The organism is Paenibacillus nuruki, assembly GCF_963311185.1.
Lineage (GTDB): Bacteria > Bacillota > Bacilli > Paenibacillales > Paenibacillaceae > Saccharibacillus > Saccharibacillus nuruki.
Genome location: NZ_OY725677.1, coordinates 1,097,928 through 1,114,886, shown reverse-complemented (window position 1 = coordinate 1,114,886; position 16,959 = coordinate 1,097,928). Strand labels below are relative to the sequence as shown.

18 protein-coding genes are annotated in these 16,959 nt (G+C 40.8%); all 18 read right to left on the bottom strand.

The window, feature by feature from the left end; translation table 11 throughout:
* Positions 1-66 precede the first annotated feature (66 nt).
* The 18 genes from trpA to mtrB all read right to left on the bottom strand — a co-directional run bounded on the left by trpA (position 67) and on the right by mtrB (position 16,891).
* Positions 67-894, bottom strand: a complete 828-nt coding sequence (gene trpA, locus RCP16_RS05005) for a tryptophan synthase subunit alpha (protein WP_371748180.1) — start codon at positions 892-894, stop codon at positions 67-69.
* A complete protein-coding gene (trpB, locus tag RCP16_RS05000) occupies positions 891-2,084 on the bottom strand; it encodes a tryptophan synthase subunit beta (RefSeq protein ID WP_308641787.1) in 1,194 nt (397 codons plus the stop codon). The genes trpA and trpB overlap by 4 nt, the downstream gene beginning before the upstream one ends.
* Positions 2,084-2,755, bottom strand: coding sequence for a phosphoribosylanthranilate isomerase (locus tag RCP16_RS04995; RefSeq protein WP_308641786.1), 672 nt, complete (start codon positions 2,753-2,755; stop codon positions 2,084-2,086). The genes trpB and RCP16_RS04995 overlap by 1 nt, the downstream gene beginning before the upstream one ends.
* Positions 2,748-3,563, bottom strand: coding sequence for an indole-3-glycerol phosphate synthase TrpC (trpC, locus tag RCP16_RS04990; protein WP_308641785.1), 816 nt, complete (start codon positions 3,561-3,563; stop codon positions 2,748-2,750). Before trpC ends, RCP16_RS04995 begins: the two co-directional genes overlap by 8 nt.
* A complete protein-coding gene (trpD, locus tag RCP16_RS04985) occupies positions 3,553-4,593 on the bottom strand; it encodes an anthranilate phosphoribosyltransferase (protein ID WP_308641784.1) in 1,041 nt (346 codons plus the stop codon). Before trpD ends, trpC begins: the two co-directional genes overlap by 11 nt.
* A 54-nt stretch (positions 4,594-4,647) precedes the next feature.
* Positions 4,648-6,204 carry an anthranilate synthase component I gene (gene trpE, locus RCP16_RS04980; RefSeq protein WP_069327921.1) on the bottom strand — a complete coding sequence of 519 codons (1,557 nt, stop codon included), beginning with the start codon at positions 6,202-6,204 and terminating at the stop codon, positions 4,648-4,650.
* Between the two features lie 623 nt (positions 6,205-6,827).
* The gene (gene aroH, locus RCP16_RS04975; protein WP_137220632.1) at positions 6,828-7,199 is read right to left on the bottom strand and encodes a chorismate mutase; all 372 of its coding nucleotides are present in this window, start codon (positions 7,197-7,199) and stop codon (positions 6,828-6,830) included.
* Between the two features lie 3 nt (positions 7,200-7,202).
* On the bottom strand, positions 7,203-8,297 hold the full coding sequence (gene aroB, locus RCP16_RS04970; RefSeq protein WP_308642446.1) for a 3-dehydroquinate synthase: 1,095 nt from the start codon (positions 8,295-8,297) through the stop codon (positions 7,203-7,205).
* Positions 8,298-8,305: 8 nt separating this feature from the next.
* On the bottom strand, positions 8,306-9,475 hold the full coding sequence (aroC, locus tag RCP16_RS04965; protein ID WP_069327919.1) for a chorismate synthase: 1,170 nt from the start codon (positions 9,473-9,475) through the stop codon (positions 8,306-8,308).
* Positions 9,476-9,788: 313 nt separating this feature from the next.
* Complete coding sequence (locus tag RCP16_RS04960) at positions 9,789-10,592, bottom strand: CheR family methyltransferase (protein ID WP_069327918.1); 804 nt, start codon at positions 10,590-10,592, stop codon at positions 9,789-9,791.
* A gap of 51 nt (positions 10,593-10,643) precedes the next feature.
* Entirely contained in the window at positions 10,644-11,087 is a 444-nt protein-coding gene (ndk, locus tag RCP16_RS04955) for a nucleoside-diphosphate kinase (protein ID WP_069327917.1), read from the bottom strand.
* A gap of 354 nt (positions 11,088-11,441) precedes the next feature.
* Positions 11,442-12,416, bottom strand: a complete 975-nt coding sequence (locus RCP16_RS04950) for a polyprenyl synthetase family protein (protein ID WP_137220633.1) — start codon at positions 12,414-12,416, stop codon at positions 11,442-11,444.
* Complete coding sequence (locus tag RCP16_RS04945; RefSeq protein ID WP_137220857.1) at positions 12,413-13,282, bottom strand: menaquinone biosynthesis protein; 870 nt, start codon at positions 13,280-13,282, stop codon at positions 12,413-12,415. The genes RCP16_RS04950 and RCP16_RS04945 overlap by 4 nt, the downstream gene beginning before the upstream one ends.
* Positions 13,263-13,895: a UbiX family flavin prenyltransferase gene (locus tag RCP16_RS04940; protein WP_371748179.1), complete on the bottom strand. Its 633-nt coding sequence runs from the start codon at positions 13,893-13,895 to the stop codon at positions 13,263-13,265. The genes RCP16_RS04945 and RCP16_RS04940 overlap by 20 nt, the downstream gene beginning before the upstream one ends.
* Positions 13,886-14,761: a UbiA-like polyprenyltransferase gene (locus tag RCP16_RS04935; RefSeq protein ID WP_308641783.1), complete on the bottom strand. Its 876-nt coding sequence runs from the start codon at positions 14,759-14,761 to the stop codon at positions 13,886-13,888. The genes RCP16_RS04940 and RCP16_RS04935 overlap by 10 nt, the downstream gene beginning before the upstream one ends.
* A gap of 1 nt (position 14,762) precedes the next feature.
* Positions 14,763-15,485 carry a demethylmenaquinone methyltransferase gene (locus RCP16_RS04930; RefSeq protein WP_069327913.1) on the bottom strand — a complete coding sequence of 241 codons (723 nt, stop codon included), beginning with the start codon at positions 15,483-15,485 and terminating at the stop codon, positions 14,763-14,765.
* Positions 15,486-15,546: 61 nt separating this feature from the next.
* Positions 15,547-16,407, bottom strand: coding sequence for a heptaprenyl diphosphate synthase component 1 (locus tag RCP16_RS04925; RefSeq protein ID WP_308641782.1), 861 nt, complete (start codon positions 16,405-16,407; stop codon positions 15,547-15,549).
* Positions 16,408-16,654: 247 nt separating this feature from the next.
* Entirely contained in the window at positions 16,655-16,891 is a 237-nt protein-coding gene (mtrB, locus tag RCP16_RS04920) for a trp RNA-binding attenuation protein MtrB (protein ID WP_069327911.1), read from the bottom strand.
* Positions 16,892-16,959: the final 68 nt, after the last annotated feature.

The following is a 16,959-nucleotide window of genomic DNA, read 5'->3' as shown; positions in this document are numbered from 1 at the left end:
CTTCATATAAAAGGCGGAGCCACTAATATAGGGCTCCATCTTTATTGGATATAGTAATGACTATTGTTATTCTTTTAATTCTGCCACAAATTTGCGAATTTGCAATAATCCTTCGATTTTGCGTTCTGGATTAGTTAGAAGAGGTATTTGTGATTCGATCTGGCGTACAATCGCACTACCTACAACAACACCATCACAGAATTTTGAAAATTCTCTCACTTGCTCACTACTTGAAATACCGAACCCAACAGCAACGGGAAGATCGGTATTGCTTTTCACATCACGGATAAATTGCTCTACGTTATTATGAAAAGAAGCTCGTTCTCCTGTCACTCCAAGTGAAGATACACAATAGACGAATCCTTGCGCACCGTCTAAAATGGCTGCAATTCGATCATTCGATGTAGGAGCCACTAGCGGAATTAAGCTAACACCTGCGGCTTTGGAACGCTCTCTCATTTCACCGGATTCTTCAACTGGTAGATCTGGAATAATCATGCCACTAATGCCATGAGCTTGCATCGTTTCAAAAAAGCGTTCCAGTCCAAATTGCAAAATCGGATTATAATACGTAAACAAAATAAACGGCATTTCTACCCCGCGTTGACGTGCTCCGTCAGCAACTTCGAGGCAAGTGTTGATCGTTACATGATGGGTAAGCGCACGCTGAGAAGCACGCTGGATGACAGGGCCATCTGCCAGTGGATCAGAATAAGGAACGCCTAATTCCAAAATATCGGCACCTGCTGCTTCCAATTCTACAATAATATCGATCGTTGTCTGCGGATCAGGATCGCCTACAGTGAGAAAGGGAATCAATGCTGTTTTGCCTTCTTCTTTGAGTCTAGCAAATGTAGCATCCATACGGTTCTGACTTTGATCAGTCATACTCATTGTACGCCCTCCTCATACTGCATAATTGACTCTACATCTTTGTCGCCACGACCGGAAAGGCAGATCACTAGCAACTGATCACTATTCATATCTTTAGCCATTTTAACCACATGGGCAATTGCATGTGAAGACTCGAGTGCAGGGATAATACCTTCGGTACGACACAATAATTTTAGAGCATCTAGCGCTTCTGCATCGGTTACAGGCACGTACTGAACGCGCTTGATATCTTTAAGATACGAATGTTCAGGACCTACACCCGGATAATCCAGACCAGCTGAAATCGAATGTGCAGGCTGTACTTGTCCATATTCATCTTGTAGTAAATAACTCATAGAGCCTTGAAAAACACCTTTGGTTCCCAGACTCATCGTTGCCGCATGCAAAGGCGTATCAATTCCACGTCCTGCTGCTTCTACACCGATCAAATTAACCTCAGTATCTTCAATAAATGGATAGAACATACCGATTGCATTACTACCGCCACCGATACAAGCTACGACTGTATCCGGTAAGCGATGTTCAAGTTCAAGTATCTGACGGCGTGTCTCATCTCCAATAATACGTTGGAAATTACGCACCATCATCGGATATGGATGAGGGCCTACCGCTGAGCCTAGAATATAAAACGTATCTTCAACATTACTTACCCAGTAGCGTAATGCTTCATTTCCTGCATCTTTAAGTGTCATCGTACCTGAAGTCACAGGAACCACTTCTGCTCCCAATAACTTCATCCGAAATACATTCAATTGCTGACGGCGAATATCTTCTTCACCCATAAATACTTTACACTCAAGTCCAAACAATGCGGCTACCGTCGCTGTCGCCACACCATGTTGCCCTGCACCCGTTTCAGCAATAACTTTCTTTTTACCGGTACGCTTCGCAAGCAACCCTTGAGCAAGCGCATTATTGATTTTATGTGCACCTGTATGATTTAAATCTTCACGTTTGAGATAAATTTTAGGACCGCCCAATTCTTCACTTAAGCGTTGTGCATAATAAAGAGGCGTTTCCCGACCTGAATATTCTTTGAGCAAATATTTCAGCTCAGTCTGAAATTCTTCATCTTCTGCATATTGATAATAAGACTGCTCCAATTCGATAAGTGCATTCATAAGAGTCTCAGGCACATATCTTCCTCCGAAATCGCCGAAACGTCCTTTTGCATCTGGTAATGTAGTCATTATGCCTTCACCCTTTCTACAAATGTTGTTATTTTCATGATGTCTTTGATACCATCCGTTTCCACGCCGCTCGATACATCAACGCCTTCAAGCAAATGGTTGTCCAATAGAGAAGATATATTCTCCGGTGTTAATCCTCCAGCTACAAGCAATGGAATCCCTTGTTGCGCTGTCCACTGGTGATACGGTTGTATCTGATCCCAAGCAAATGTCTTACCTGAGCCTCCTCCATATAGAGGGTCATACGTATCTAATAAAAAGGCATCGACTACGCCTTTATAAGGTAAAAGTTGTTGTTCTACCGGTTGTGGTTGGTCTGTCTGTGTGAGTGAAACCACTTTGAATACCTGCTTATGCAATTGTTCCTTGATCTGTCTGCATAGCTCAGGGCTTTCTTGACCATGAAGCTGAATCACATCAAGTGGAGCGATCTCAACAATCTCTTTGAGTTGTTCCAGCGTCGGGTTAACGAACACGCCAACACTTTGAGGAGCAGGGTAATCTTCCCATTCCTGAAGTGTTTGAATCAGAATAGAGGCTTGTTCAGCATTCACCTGACGCTTACTTGTAGCAAAAACGAAACCGATGTAATCAATCGGTAATTGTATCATAGATTTTAGCACTTCAACGCTTTGAAGTCCACAAATTTTTACGTATTTTTTTTCAGTCATGATTTTGTTTTTTGGTAGGTTCCATAAGTGTTTTTACAGCGTCACGAATATCGTCTTTACGCATAAAGTATTCGCCTACCAATACTCCTTTAGCTCCTGCACCCGATAAATAGACCATATCGTCCACACCAGAAATACCACTTTCACTGATCAAAGGAACATTTTCAGGAACAAGATTAATCAGTTCAACCGTTGTCGCCAGTGAAGTTTCGAATGTTTTGAGATTGCGATTGTTTACACCAATCAATCCATGTTCAGCAGCACCTTTTATTTGCAGGACGGTTGCCAATTCTTCATGATCATGCACTTCAATCAATACATCTAGCCCAATTGATAATGCTAGATCGAAATAGGATTGCAATTGTTCAGGTGTCAAAATAGCCGCGATAAGTAAAATAGCATCTGCACCGATTAAGCGTGCTTCGTAAATCTGTACTTCATCAATAATAAAATCTTTACGCAATAACGGAAGCTTTACCGCTTGATGAATAGCCGTTAAATACTCTTTACTTCCTTGAAAATAGTCAACATCAGTTAATACAGAAATACAATCAGCTCCTGCATCTTCATACGCTTGAGCAATCTGAACAGGATCAAAATCAGGACGAATCAAACCTTTAGACGGTGAAGCTTTTTTCACTTCTGCAATCAAGCCCATTGAATGATGAGGATGCTGAATTAAAGCTTTGCGAAAACCTTTAGTTGCAGGCAATGCTTTAATCTGTTCTTTGACTTGTTCTACCGAAAATGTTTTTTTCAATAGTTCTACTTCCTGCTGTTTGGTCACTACAATACGATCAAGATACATAACTTAATCCCTCCGTTGTGTCTATTAATTGTTGTAACTTATGAGCAGCCGCACCTGAATCTATCGCTTGTGCTGCTATAATCGCTCCTTGAGCCAATGTTTCTGCTTGCCCTGAAAGGTAAATACAAGCTGCGCTATTCGCTACGACTACATCTCGATAAGCACTTTCTTCTCCACGAAGTACACTACGAATAATATCTGCATTTTCCATGGCGTCTCCGCCTAATGTATGTTCAATCGGATGAGTCGGTAATCCAAAATCGCTAGGACTGATCTCATATGTGTGTACGTGTCCATCTTTTAATTCAGCGACTCTTGTAGGTGCAGATATACTGATCTCATCCAGACCATCCAGACTTGCGACAACCAGTGCACGTTTTAGCCCTAATAAATGAAGGGTATGTGCTACGATCTCGATTTTTGTAATATCATACAGTCCAATCAATTGACGATCTGCTCCTGCTGGATTGGTTAAAGGCCCTAACATATTAAATACCGTTCGTACGCCTAATTCACGACGAGTCGCTGCGGCATGCTTCATCGATGGATGAAAGACCTGTGCAAACATAAAGCAGATGCCGATATCTTCTAGACATTTAGCTGCTTGATCCGGATTAAGACTAATATTCACACCCAAAGCTTCTAATACGTCTGCACTTCCAGCTTTACCTGAAGCAGAGCGGTTACCATGCTTTGCTACCCTTACACCGATCGAAGAAGCAATAATCGCCGATACGGTTGAAATATTGAATTTGTGAATCCCGGAACCGCCTGTTCCACAAGTATCTAATAATCCATCGGATAATACAGGAACACTCCCACCATTTGTACGCATTGCTTCAGCCAAACCTGTGATTTCTTCGACCGTTTCTCCTTTAATACGAAGAGCTGTCAGTAACCCTCCAATCTGTGAAGGTGTCGCAATACCGCTCATAATCACATGCATCACTTGATTGGATTGTTCTCGTGTTAAGTGCTTGCCTTCTATAATTGTAGCTATCGCTTGTTGCATCAGTTCATTCCCAACCATCTCTGTCTCTCCTTTAACTCTTTTATCTTTTTATACCTATGGGTTTAATGCTATTTAACGATCATATCCGTACATATAATCTTGATTAATTTCAGAATCATGATCTTGTGGTTTAGGTAAAAACATCGCTTCAGCTACACGAATCGACTTCAGCATCCCTTTTGCTTTATTAACAGTTTCTTCATATTCTTTTTCTGGAACCGAATCCCATACAATGCCTGCTCCGGCTTGCACATAAGCTTTACCATTTTTGAAAATAATCGTCCGAATCGTGATACAAGCATCCATATTGCCAGAGAATCCAAGATATCCGATAGCACCTGCATATGCACCCCGTGCTTCATTTTCGATCTCAGCGATAATCTCCATCGCTCTTAACTTAGGTGCACCTGATACGGTTCCTGCGGGTAGACAAGATAAGAAAGCATCGAAAAAGTCTTTATCTTTATGCAGTGTACCTGATACTCCAGACACAATATGCATTACATGCGAATAACGTTCAATTTCCATAAACGTATCTGTTTTGACACTTCCGAATTCAGAGACACGTCCTAGATCATTACGTCCTAGATCGACAAGCATAAGGTGCTCTGCACGTTCTTTTTCATCTTGAAGCAATTCTTCAGCCAAAGCTTGATCTTCCGCTTCTGTTTTACCGCGAGGACGTGTGCCTGCTATCGGTCGAGTCTCTAAGCGATCACCCGCTACTTTGACAAGCGCTTCTGGTGATGTCCCGACGATAATCTCATCATCCATTTTCAAATAATACATATAAGGCGACGGGTTCATCGTACGTAACACCCGATACACTTCAAGTGGTGAAACTTCAGTCTCGATATGAAAACGTTGTGACAACACCACTTGAAAAATGTCACCGGCACGAATATATTCTTTGGCACGATGTACACCATCTATATATTCTTCTTTGGTCATATTGGATTGAATTTCGCCCATTTCTACATCTTCCGATACCGGGCTACGTCCCATCGTGCTTATAGAAGGTTGTGTTTTCAACAAATCTTCTGTTGCTTCTAGCTTACGACTAGCTTTGATATACGCTTCACGAATCTGTTGTTCTGTTGCGTTATCCGGTACATGTACATTACCAACTAGCAAAATATGTTGCTTCACATGATCAAAGACGACAATCTGATCACAGAACATAAACTGAATATCGTCCATCTGCATATCATCTATGCGATGAGCAGGTAATTTTTCATAATATTGCTGTAGATCGTAACCGAAGAAACCAATAGCTCCACCTGTAAATGGAGGTAAGCCTTCTACTTTTGGACTGCGATAACGCTGTAATAATGTTTTGAGTTGTTCAATCGGCTTACCTGCTAATTCAGCTTCTTGACCATTGATTTCAAGCTTGATTCTGCCCTTTTTCCCGGAGATCAATAAAAATGGATCACTACCAATAAATGAATATCGCGCCCATTTGCTACCGCCCTCTACGCTTTCCAACAGAAATGCACGCTTATGATCAGCATAACGTTGAAAAATCCGAATCGGTGTCTCCATATCTCCTAGCAAACGTTTGACAATAGGAATCAAATTATATTCTTTCGATGTTGCAATCACTTGTTCGATATTAGGTTGAATCATAGAAGTCGCTCCTCAGATTTGTATTTTGGGTACTAAAAAAGCCTTCACGCGTGTTGACGCATGAAGGCTACAATAGACGTACAAAATGTACAAATGTCAGAATCGACTACCTCAGATTCTGGCAGACCCGAAGTATTACACTACAAATAGTATAAAGAAAGTAGCAATCGTATAACATATCTATGTATACGGCTGACTTATAATCTGTTAGCGATCAAGTTAGCATCTATGAATCTCTTATTGTTTATTTAGCATAACAGCGATACACTCTTGTACCTCTCGTTATCTATAAATAATGAATACAATAATAATCCAATCGATGATGACTATCTCACCATACAGTTCTTTCTATGATTCTATTTCTAGCTATACTCCGTTATACTGCTTGAAACGTCTTCGCTGTTGTCTTCCTGCTGGCACACGATCCGAATTGAATAACATACAGTGTCTTCACACCTATGGATCAATCCGCTCTGCCCGCCGACAAGGCTTACGTTTCATTCTCATCTATACTCTTCTCTACCTCTAACTTGCATCTCAGCTCATTACACGGCTCTTACTATTTATCTTAACGACTACTATACAGCAAAAGAAACGTCTAACGCAACCCTTACATCTTATCCCTATTCTGAAAGTGCCAAATCAGGACGTAACCGCTTGGCTTCGTTTAAATACACATGTCTGATTTCTTGTTGTGATTTCGTCGTATTCACTTGAATCATTAACCGGATACATTGAGGTAAGCTGTTCTGTACCGCTGCTTCTACCGCACACATTAAAGGAACCATATTCCAACCTTCCATCTCACGAATAGCAAGTGCTGGAAAAATAGCATCCAGATCAGGGGTCATCGTAATCCAGATACAGCTGATATCTTCAGGTTCAAATTGATTACGGTCTACAATCTCCTTCAGCAATACTACGGTTTCATCCAATATTTCCTTTTTGTCGTTATTGATCACTGTAGTAGCCCCACGAATTCCTCGATTGTACATCGTTTACACCTCTTCCTTTAATTGCTCAACAACCCGGCGTACCAGATCATAATCTACGTTGTGATTGATTTCCACAACACCGATTGATTTGGGAACCACAAATGTCATTGATCCTTCTTGGAATTTCTTATCATGCATCATTGCTTCCATAATCTGATCGACATCTAAACGCTGAGGCAATACTGTAGGTAATCCAAGAGCTGTCAACATATGACGGGTGGTATCAACAAGACCCTGTTCTCCACCTAATTGTTCACCGATAAGCGCAGAACCAACCATACCGATAGAGATCGCTTCACCGTGAATAATCTCGCCATATCCTGCTACAGCTTCGATGGCATGCCCTATCGTATGTCCCAAATTAAGAATAGCTCGCAAGTCGTTCTCACGCTCATCACGAGAAACCACGATCGCTTTGATAGAACAGCCTTTTTCCAGACCATAACCCATCGCTGTCATATCGACTGATTTCAGTTCGTCAGCGTGTTCCAGACACCAGTAAGCAAATTCTTTATCCCAGATTAAACCATGCTTCACCATCTCTGCAAGTCCGGCATAAACTTCACGTTTGGGTAATGTTTGAAGTGTTGTCAGATCATATAATACGAACTCCGGCTGATGAAAAACACCAATCATATTTTTCGCTAGACGATGATTAATCGCTACTTTACCACCCACACTACTATCATGAGCAAGTACACTGGTGGGCATTTGGATAAAACGAATCCCGCGCATATATGAACCAGCTACAAACCCAGCTAGATCGCCCACTACGCCGCCACCGAGTGCAATTACAGTCGATTTGCGATCCAGACCGCCTTGAATGGCTTTGGTCATCACTTCTTCAAATACAGACATCGATTTGGATTGTTCACCTGCACCTACAATCGCTGTCACCACTGTAAATCCAGAAGCAGTCAAAGACTGCTCCACGATAGCAAGATAAGGATCAGCCACATGTTCATCGGTGACGATCAGTACCGGGCTTTGCTTGGAAATGCGATGATTGTCTAAATACGTTCCTGCCTGTTGTAACAAATCTTCTCCAATATAAATCGGATAAGAGCGTTCGCCAAGTTGGACATCAACGGTTCTCACCGCAGACATTAGTATTGCTCCACTTGAGCTAAATAATTTTTAAGATTATTACGAATCTCATCCATCGAATCGCCACCAAATTTCTCAAGGAAAGCCTTGGCTACTTCCCAAGCAACAACACTTTCAAGCACAACACTAGCGGCAGGTACAGCACAAGCATCTGAACGCTCGACTTGAGCTGTAAATGCTTCTTTGGTATCGATATCTACACTTTGTAGCGGTTTGTACAAAGTAGGAATAGGTTTCATGACACCACGAACCACGATAGGCATACCATTTGTCATTCCGCCTTCAAATCCGCCTAAACGATTGCTTGCACGGTGATATCCACGCTCTTCATTATATAAAATCTCATCATGCACTTGTGAACCACGAAGTTCACCTGCTTCAAAGCCTATACCAATCTCTACGCCTTTAAAAGCATTGATCGACATTACAGCTTGAGCGATACGTGCATCGAGCTTGCGATCATATTGAACAAAACTTCCCAAACCTACAGGTACGCCCTCGATAATACATTCAACTACACCACCGATCGAGTCGCCTTCTTTTTTGATTTGCTCAATATAAGCTTCCATTTTTTGCTCGGTTTCTTTATCCACTACACGTACAGAAGACTCTTCTGTCTGAGCAACCAGCTCATCCAGTGGAAGATTGTGAGGTGGAGCTACAATTTCACCGATACGAATGACTTGTCCAGCTACTTTGATTCCGAATGCTTCAAGGAACTGACGTGCTACTGCTCCACAAGCTACACGAATAGCAGTTTCACGCGCACTGGAGCGCTCTAATACGTTACGCAAATCTTTATGATTATATTTAAGACCGCCATTCAGATCCGCATGACCTGGACGTGGACGGTGTACACGACGTTTTTCTTCATCTGTACCTTCCATCGGCTCAATATTCATAATCTTTGTCCAGTGTTTCCAATCATTGTTCGCTACAACTAGAGCTACAGGCGCTCCTGTTGTGTATCCATGACGTACACCGCCTACGATATCAGCTGTATCTTTTTCAATTTGCATCCGGCGACCTCGTCCATACCCTTTCTGACGACGTGCTAGTTGGAAATTCAATGCTTCAAAATCCAGCTCAAGCTGGCTTGGTAATCCTTCAATAATCGCAGTCAATTGGGGACCATGTGTCTCCCCTGCTGTTAAATAACGTAAACTCATTGTTGCGTTCCCCCTTTAAACTGTTAAACTGTGCATTGCTAAAATCCGTAATTATCTTTGCTTATTATAGTACAGCATCTAGCGGTTTGACAAGAAAGCGCAAAACATTGATTTAAAGTGTTCTTTCTCCCTGTGTATCATAAAAAACACGCTACCTTTTCGTCATCGACGATACAAGCAGCGTGTTTTTATTTAAAGTTATTGTATCGTTTTTCTGCATGTAGAACATAACAGATCACTCTATACATAGATAAGTATCGCGTAGTACTAGCCTCAATCATGTGCACTTTTTCTATTACAGTCTAGGCAATAATTAGCCTTTTTTGTAATAGAAGAATGTTTCTGATGTCTCAAACCCATATTGTGCCGGAGAGAAAATCTGCTCCGTACTGCCTACAAATAATACTCCACCAGGACGCAGACTGTTAGCGAATTTATGATACAGCATGTTTTTGGCTTCTTCTGTAAAATAAATCATAACATTGCGACATACGATTAGATCGTATCCTGTTTCAAACGTATCGGTCAGTAGATTACCTTTACGGAAATTAACCGCTTTTTTCAGCGAGTCACTAATATGGAACATATGACCATCTGCTGTAAAATGACGTTTGGCTACATCAGCAGGAACATCTTTAAGCGAACGTTCTAGATACATTCCTTTTTTAGCTTTTTCCAATGCGCCATCATCAATATCCGTAGCATGTAAAGTTGTACTGGACAACAGATTTTTGTCAGCAAGGATCATAGACAATGTATATGGCTCTTCACCTGTAGAACATGCTGCGCTCCATACTTTCAAGTTTTTACCGTTGTTTTTTTGCAATTGCGGTAAAATGGAATCACGCAATACTTCCCAACGGTTCGGGTTACGCCAAAATTCAGATACGTTGATCGTCATACGATCCAAAAATTCATAAAATAACGTTTTATCTTTTAACATTGCATCGAAAAAAGCGCTAAATGTAGAAAAACCATTTTTGGTACGTAATGTAGTCAGACGACGCTTCATTTGAGCTTCTTTGTATTGAGACAAATCGATTCCAGTATTATCTTTTACTTTTTTTATAAAACCTACATAATCCGAATCTGAATGAATAGTATCATTAATAAGCATGGGATCACTTCCTTGATCATCATTATAAGTGCAGTCCATGCGAGGGTATGTTTAGATCCATGCTGAAATATTTTTGTCGTAAACGCTTAGTTCGTTCTCGTCAAAAAAATTAGCAATCTCCCGTTCAGCACTTTCAACTGAATCGGAACCGTGAATCAGATTGAGTGGAGTATGATTAGCAAAGTCACCACGAATCGTTCCAGGTTGTGCTTCAGTTACTTTGGTTTTGCCGATAACCATGCGAGAGATTGTGATGATATCATCACCTTCCCAGACCATAGCGAATACCGGACCTGAAGTAATAAAGCTAATCAAATTATCATAGAATGCTTTGCCTTCGTGCTCAGCATAATGACGTTTTGCCTGTTCCTCTGTTGCGGTTACGAATTTGCCACCTACCAGCTTAAAGCCTTTGTCCTCCAAACGACTGACAATGCGTCCTATTAACCCCCGCTGCACACCATCAGGTTTAATCATCAAAAATGTGCGTTCCATTGGTTCACTCTCCCATTATCTACAATGTGATCTGCATTGGACACGATTGGTAATTATGCCCACCTGTGTATTCTAACAGAAACCATTGTTTACAGAAAGGAAGCGTTTCATAGCAATTTTCGACATTTTCTGATTGTACTCAAACCTGAGTAGCATACATTACTGGACATATCGAATATTTGAACAAAATATAGCTTTGAACCGCTATTCAATATGCTTTGTAATGTATATATCGACCGTATGATCCCACTCTATTAGTGATTAAGAAATATTTTACGTATCCAAAAGACTTTTATTTTACACAATCTTCTATATTGTGCCATAAAACATTAAATTGTCGAACATTGTTGTAGGTTAATGTGAACGATTAGCGACAAATTTAGCAATCTCTTGCAAATGCTTTTGGGTTCTACCCGCTGGCAATTGACTCAGTGCATGCATTGCTTTTTGAATATAACGATCAGCTAACAATTCAGCTTCTTGAATACCCTGACTTTCACGTACCATACGTACTGCTGTCGTTACATCTGTTTCACCGTTGGCGTTATGAATTCTTGTAATTTCAGCAAGTAGCGGTTCTCTACGTGATTCATCTTGAAGAGCATACAGAACAGGGATCGTAATATTGCCTTGACGCAAATCACTACCCGGTGGTTTACCTAATTGCTTCTCGGTACCACACAGATCAAGTACATCATCACGAATCTGAAAAGCCATGCCTACGTTGTAGCCATAACGATACAACTCGCGAGTGACTTCTTTGGGTGCATTCGCTGCAATTCCACCTAATTGGCAACTGATCGCAATCAATAGCGCTGTTTTACGACGAATACGCAGTAAGTAGCGACGAATACTTTGCCCTGTATTGAAAAAGTCTCTAATCTGCTCCATCTCACCAATCGACATCTGTACCATCGCTTTAGATAATACCTGATGAATTTGAGGATTTTCCAGACGAGCAACAATCATCAATGCTTTGGCATAAATATAATCGCCTGTATACATCGCTATCCGGTTATCCCATTTGGATTTGACAGTGGGCTGACCACGACGTGTATCTGCATCATCAATCACATCATCATGTACCAGTGAAGCCATATGAATCAATTCCAAAGCTACAGCGACATTACTAAGACGATCTAGATCATACGTACCATACTTGCCTCCAAGTAACACAAAAGCGGGACGAAGTCGTTTGCCTCCCGCTTTGAGCAGATGCAGTGATGTCTCATTCAATAAAGGATGTTCACTGTCTATACTATGACTAAGCTGTCTTTCTATCACATTCATATCTTTTTTTAGTGTCCCGAAAATATCCAGTAGTTTCATTCGTTCACCCGTATCAGTGTATTGTCAGTCCATAATTCCATGTGTACTTCATGATCTAATAATTCTAGTTCATACGCATATTTAAAATATAATGCTAGACCTTGTTGCTCTTTTTCTCCAAAATCATACCATAATTGCTGAAAATAATGTTTCCAATACGCATGATCGCCGCCCATTTTTTGCTGAGCTTCTTGAATCACTGGATTCAGATCAGCGATAGAACGTTGTTTACTTTTCACTAATTGTTGCGCTGTTTCGGTTACAAACTCAGGATATGTAGCTGCAAATTTCTTGTTAACAGCCCATACAGCAAAAGTCATACTAAGTCCTGTCCATGACTTCCACTCTTGCCCTAAATCGGTCACAATATAACCTGTTTCTTTTTGTGCCGCTGCAATAGCATGATCGCCAATCAATAATGCTGCATCTGCTTGTTCCATCATTTCATCCAAACTTGGATCCATCGAAATATATTCTGGTGTCAATTGATAACGTTTATGCAGAATAATTTTGAGTAGATTGATCGAAGTAGCTGACGTATTGGTCAGTGCGATCGTTCCATTTCCCAGTTCCGCAATAGGCTTTCTGGAAAACAGAAGAATCGATCCGACTGCATTTTTAGCACTCACTGATAGATCAGGCAATAACCAGAAATCAGATGAACGCGTACCATAAGCAAATGAGGACACAGGGGTAAGATACAATGTTTCTTCTAACAAACCACGATTCAAGTTAGCAGGAAGATCGCTATGAATCTCTGCGGGCAAGGATAGAGCCGACGGATCAAAATGATGATACACCGGCCAATCGTTTGTATATTCTATTTTACCAATTTTGAAAGGCTGTTCAAAACTTTTCACGACCATTCCCCCATCGTTCAAATAATTGATGTTCGATGTCCAGAATATCGAGCACCTTGCCAACCATGAAGTCGACCGTATCATCCAACGTTTTCGGACGATAATAAAAAGCAGGCATAGCCGGAACAATACTCACGCCCATACGTGCTAGTTTTAACATATTTTCTAAATGTATCGCTTGAAGCGGAGTCTCTCTTGGTACTATAACCAGTTTACGCTCCTCTTTAAGCACCACATCTGCTGCTCGTGTCATTAAGTTAGCAGACATTCCCCCTGCAATATTCGCCAGAGTGCCCATCGAACAAGGAACAATGATCATTGCTTTGACCCGAAATGATCCACTCGCTATCGTAGCTCCGATGTCTGCAAAGGAATGATAGACTAATTGTGCTGACCATGTACTGAAATACTGCTCTAGCATTTCTTCCCGGCTTGAGGCTTCCCAGTCCATCTCTTCTTTAAGTACGCGCCAACCCGCATTCGAGATCACTAGATGAACAGTATAACCGAGGGATAATAATACCTCGGTTAGTCGAATGCCATATATCGAACCACTAGCACCTGTAATTCCTACAATATAGCGTTGATTCGCTGTATGTTCTGTAGAATTTACCACCACTGTTTCACCACCAGATCGATCAATGTAAATACAAATACGATCAGACTCAGCGTACTATTTAATGTAAAGAATGAAGTCTGTAGACGACTTAAATCTTTAGGTGTCAAAATATAATGTTGATAGAACAAGATAGCAAGTGCAATCACAGCACCGGCGAAATACCACCAATCCAATCCTGCCATAATACCAATCGCAATCAGACCGACTGCTGTAATCACATGGAATCCTTGTGCAATTTTGAGCGCTCTAGCAATACCAAAGCGACTTGGAATCGAATATAACCCTTCTTCACGGTCAAATTCTTCATCTGCACAAGCATAAATCACATCAAAACCAGCTGTCCAAAATGTAACTGCAATATAAAACACAATCGCTGTCCAGCTAAAATGACCGGTTACTGCAATCCATCCACCTAATGGAGCTAGACCCAGCGTCATACCCAGTATCACATGACAAAGCCATGTAAAACGTTTGGTGTAGGAATAGATCACCAGCATGAAGATAGCAATCGGTAATAATTTCAAAGCTAACGGATCTAACTGTGTCACTGCCCAGAAAAAGATCACTAATGAAATCAGTGTAAATAATACCACTTCACTTGAACGCAACAGACCTGCTGGAATCGCACGCATCATTGTACGTGGATTTTTGCCATCAAATACCTGATCTATGAGACGGTTAAGACTCATCGCAGCTGTACGCGCTCCGATCATCGCTAACAAAATCCATCCAATCTGTGACCATAAAGGCAAATGACCATTAATCACATAGGATCCTAAGATTGCTCCCATAAAAGCAAAAGGCAACGCAAATAGCGTATGCTCTATTTTAATCATTTCTAAAAATACTTTAAATTTCTTAAACATTCTACTTCTCCTTGATCCCAATATGAAGTGCCGCAATACCACCTGTTAAGGGGTACGCCTGAACATTATCTAGCCCAACATCTCGGAAAATTTGCGCCAGTTCTGCACGTCCCGGGAACAGCTTGAGTGAATCAGGCAGCCATTTGTATTGCTCGTAATGTTTGGCTACAAGTTTGCCCATAAGTGGCAATAAGTTTTGGAAATAGAAATAATACAGCCCTTTAAATGGTTGCCATGTGGGTTTGGATAATTCTAAACAAACTACCATACCCCCAGGTTTCACAACACGCTGCATTTCTTTTAACACTTGAACCAGATCTGGTACATTACGTAATCCGAACCCTATTGTGACATAATCAAAAGAATTATCTTCATATGGAAGATCCATTGCATTCCCTTGAGTCAACGTAATATTATCTTTCCAACCATCACGGTTGATTTTGTGCTGACCAACTTGCAACATATTTGGACTGAAATCTAGCCCTTTGATTTGACCAGTACCGCTAGCTTCAGCAATACTTAGTGTCCAATCACATGTTCCGCAACACACATCCAGCGCCGAAGTCCCTGGTTGCACGTTCATCTTTTTCATTGTAAATTTGCGCCATGCTTTGTGGCGACGGAAACTGAGCAAATCATTCATCATATCGTATTTTGGAGCAATAGACTCAAAAACAGATTGTACAAATTGCTCTTTAGGTTTGACAGCTTCTGGTTTACTCACGATACAATCACCTCATTTTAAAGTAACTACTTTGGGAATATTATGATTTTAACTAAAAGACTTAGCGATTTTTAGTCGATGCTATATCCTGATAAGCCTCTGTCAGCTGTACAATTTCAGTCTGCAATTCAGCATAACCGGCTTGCGCTAGACGTTGCTTAATATCTGTCAACACAGCATTTAATTCTGAACGAAGATGTTCATTAATCTGATACGTCTGATCCCATTTATTCCAATGGTCTGTAGTGACGGCATCACTCATCAGATTCACTTTATTTTGCTCTTGTACATGTGCAAGCACTTTATACAGAGCATAGCTACCAAAAGGCCCTTGTTCTCCATGTGCGCGTGTCAATTCATTAGCTAGTATCTCTGCACGACTAAAATCAACCAATAATGATTGCCATAATTCAGCTACTTCTGTAGGAATATACGGTGTAAACAAAATAAACAGCTCCATTTTAAGCTGTGTCAGCGACTCTACATATTGCTCTGCTGTAAATTGTTCACTTTGAACATTGTGATACAGATTCATCTTGAGACGATTTGTTTCACAAATAGCTGCACTTAGTAATGAGATCATTTCAATCTCGCCTGCTTTGGACAACAATTCGTAAAAACGACTACTGAAAAAGTCGCCTGCTAACACATTTAACTGTCTAGCACGCATCGCTTCTTCTTCTTGATGAACAGCCAGTGTATCGATCATATCATGGGTATCCATTGCCATCTGTACAATACCTGCTACAAGGGGGAATAATTCTCCACGATGTGAGACAGTATCATCCTGATCTTTCATATTCAAAAAGGCATGAAGTAAATGTACACGAGTGTCTGGAAACTCGGGAACTCCTGTATGCTTTTGAATCATATCGTATTCTGTGTATTTTCGGGATGTTTCCAACAAACGGTATGGTTTCATCTCAGCCTCCGACGCCTTTATAGTGCAAGTCTTTATTTTCACAAACATAGTATAGCCTAAAAGATATCTTTTCAGCCATTTCAGTTCATTATACCATATGTTTTTTTGACAAGACAGGGCTAGTGAAGATTTGTAAGTTCATTCATGACATAGAAAAATACTGGTTTCCTCAACCTTAATCAACTATTAAACATGAGGAAGCCAGTATTTAAGTACATTACGTATTCAAGATTAGATGCCATATTGATTATACTTCTGTATCCATAGAGCCATGTTTAGTCATGACTTCCGCTTTACCACGCACTTTAATCGCTGATGTATTCTCTGTAAATTGAACAACCATAATTTCGCCTTTGTCCAATTTCTCTGTATGATGAAAACGAGTATCACGTCCACGAGTCAAGCCAATTACCTGTACTCCGTTATCTTTCGCTTTGATCACAATATAGTCACTATTGGTATAATTATTGTCTGGTGATTCCATAAATGTTATCCCCTTTTCGTATTCAACGTAGATCAGATATGGAAAAGACCGTGAACATGATCGTCACG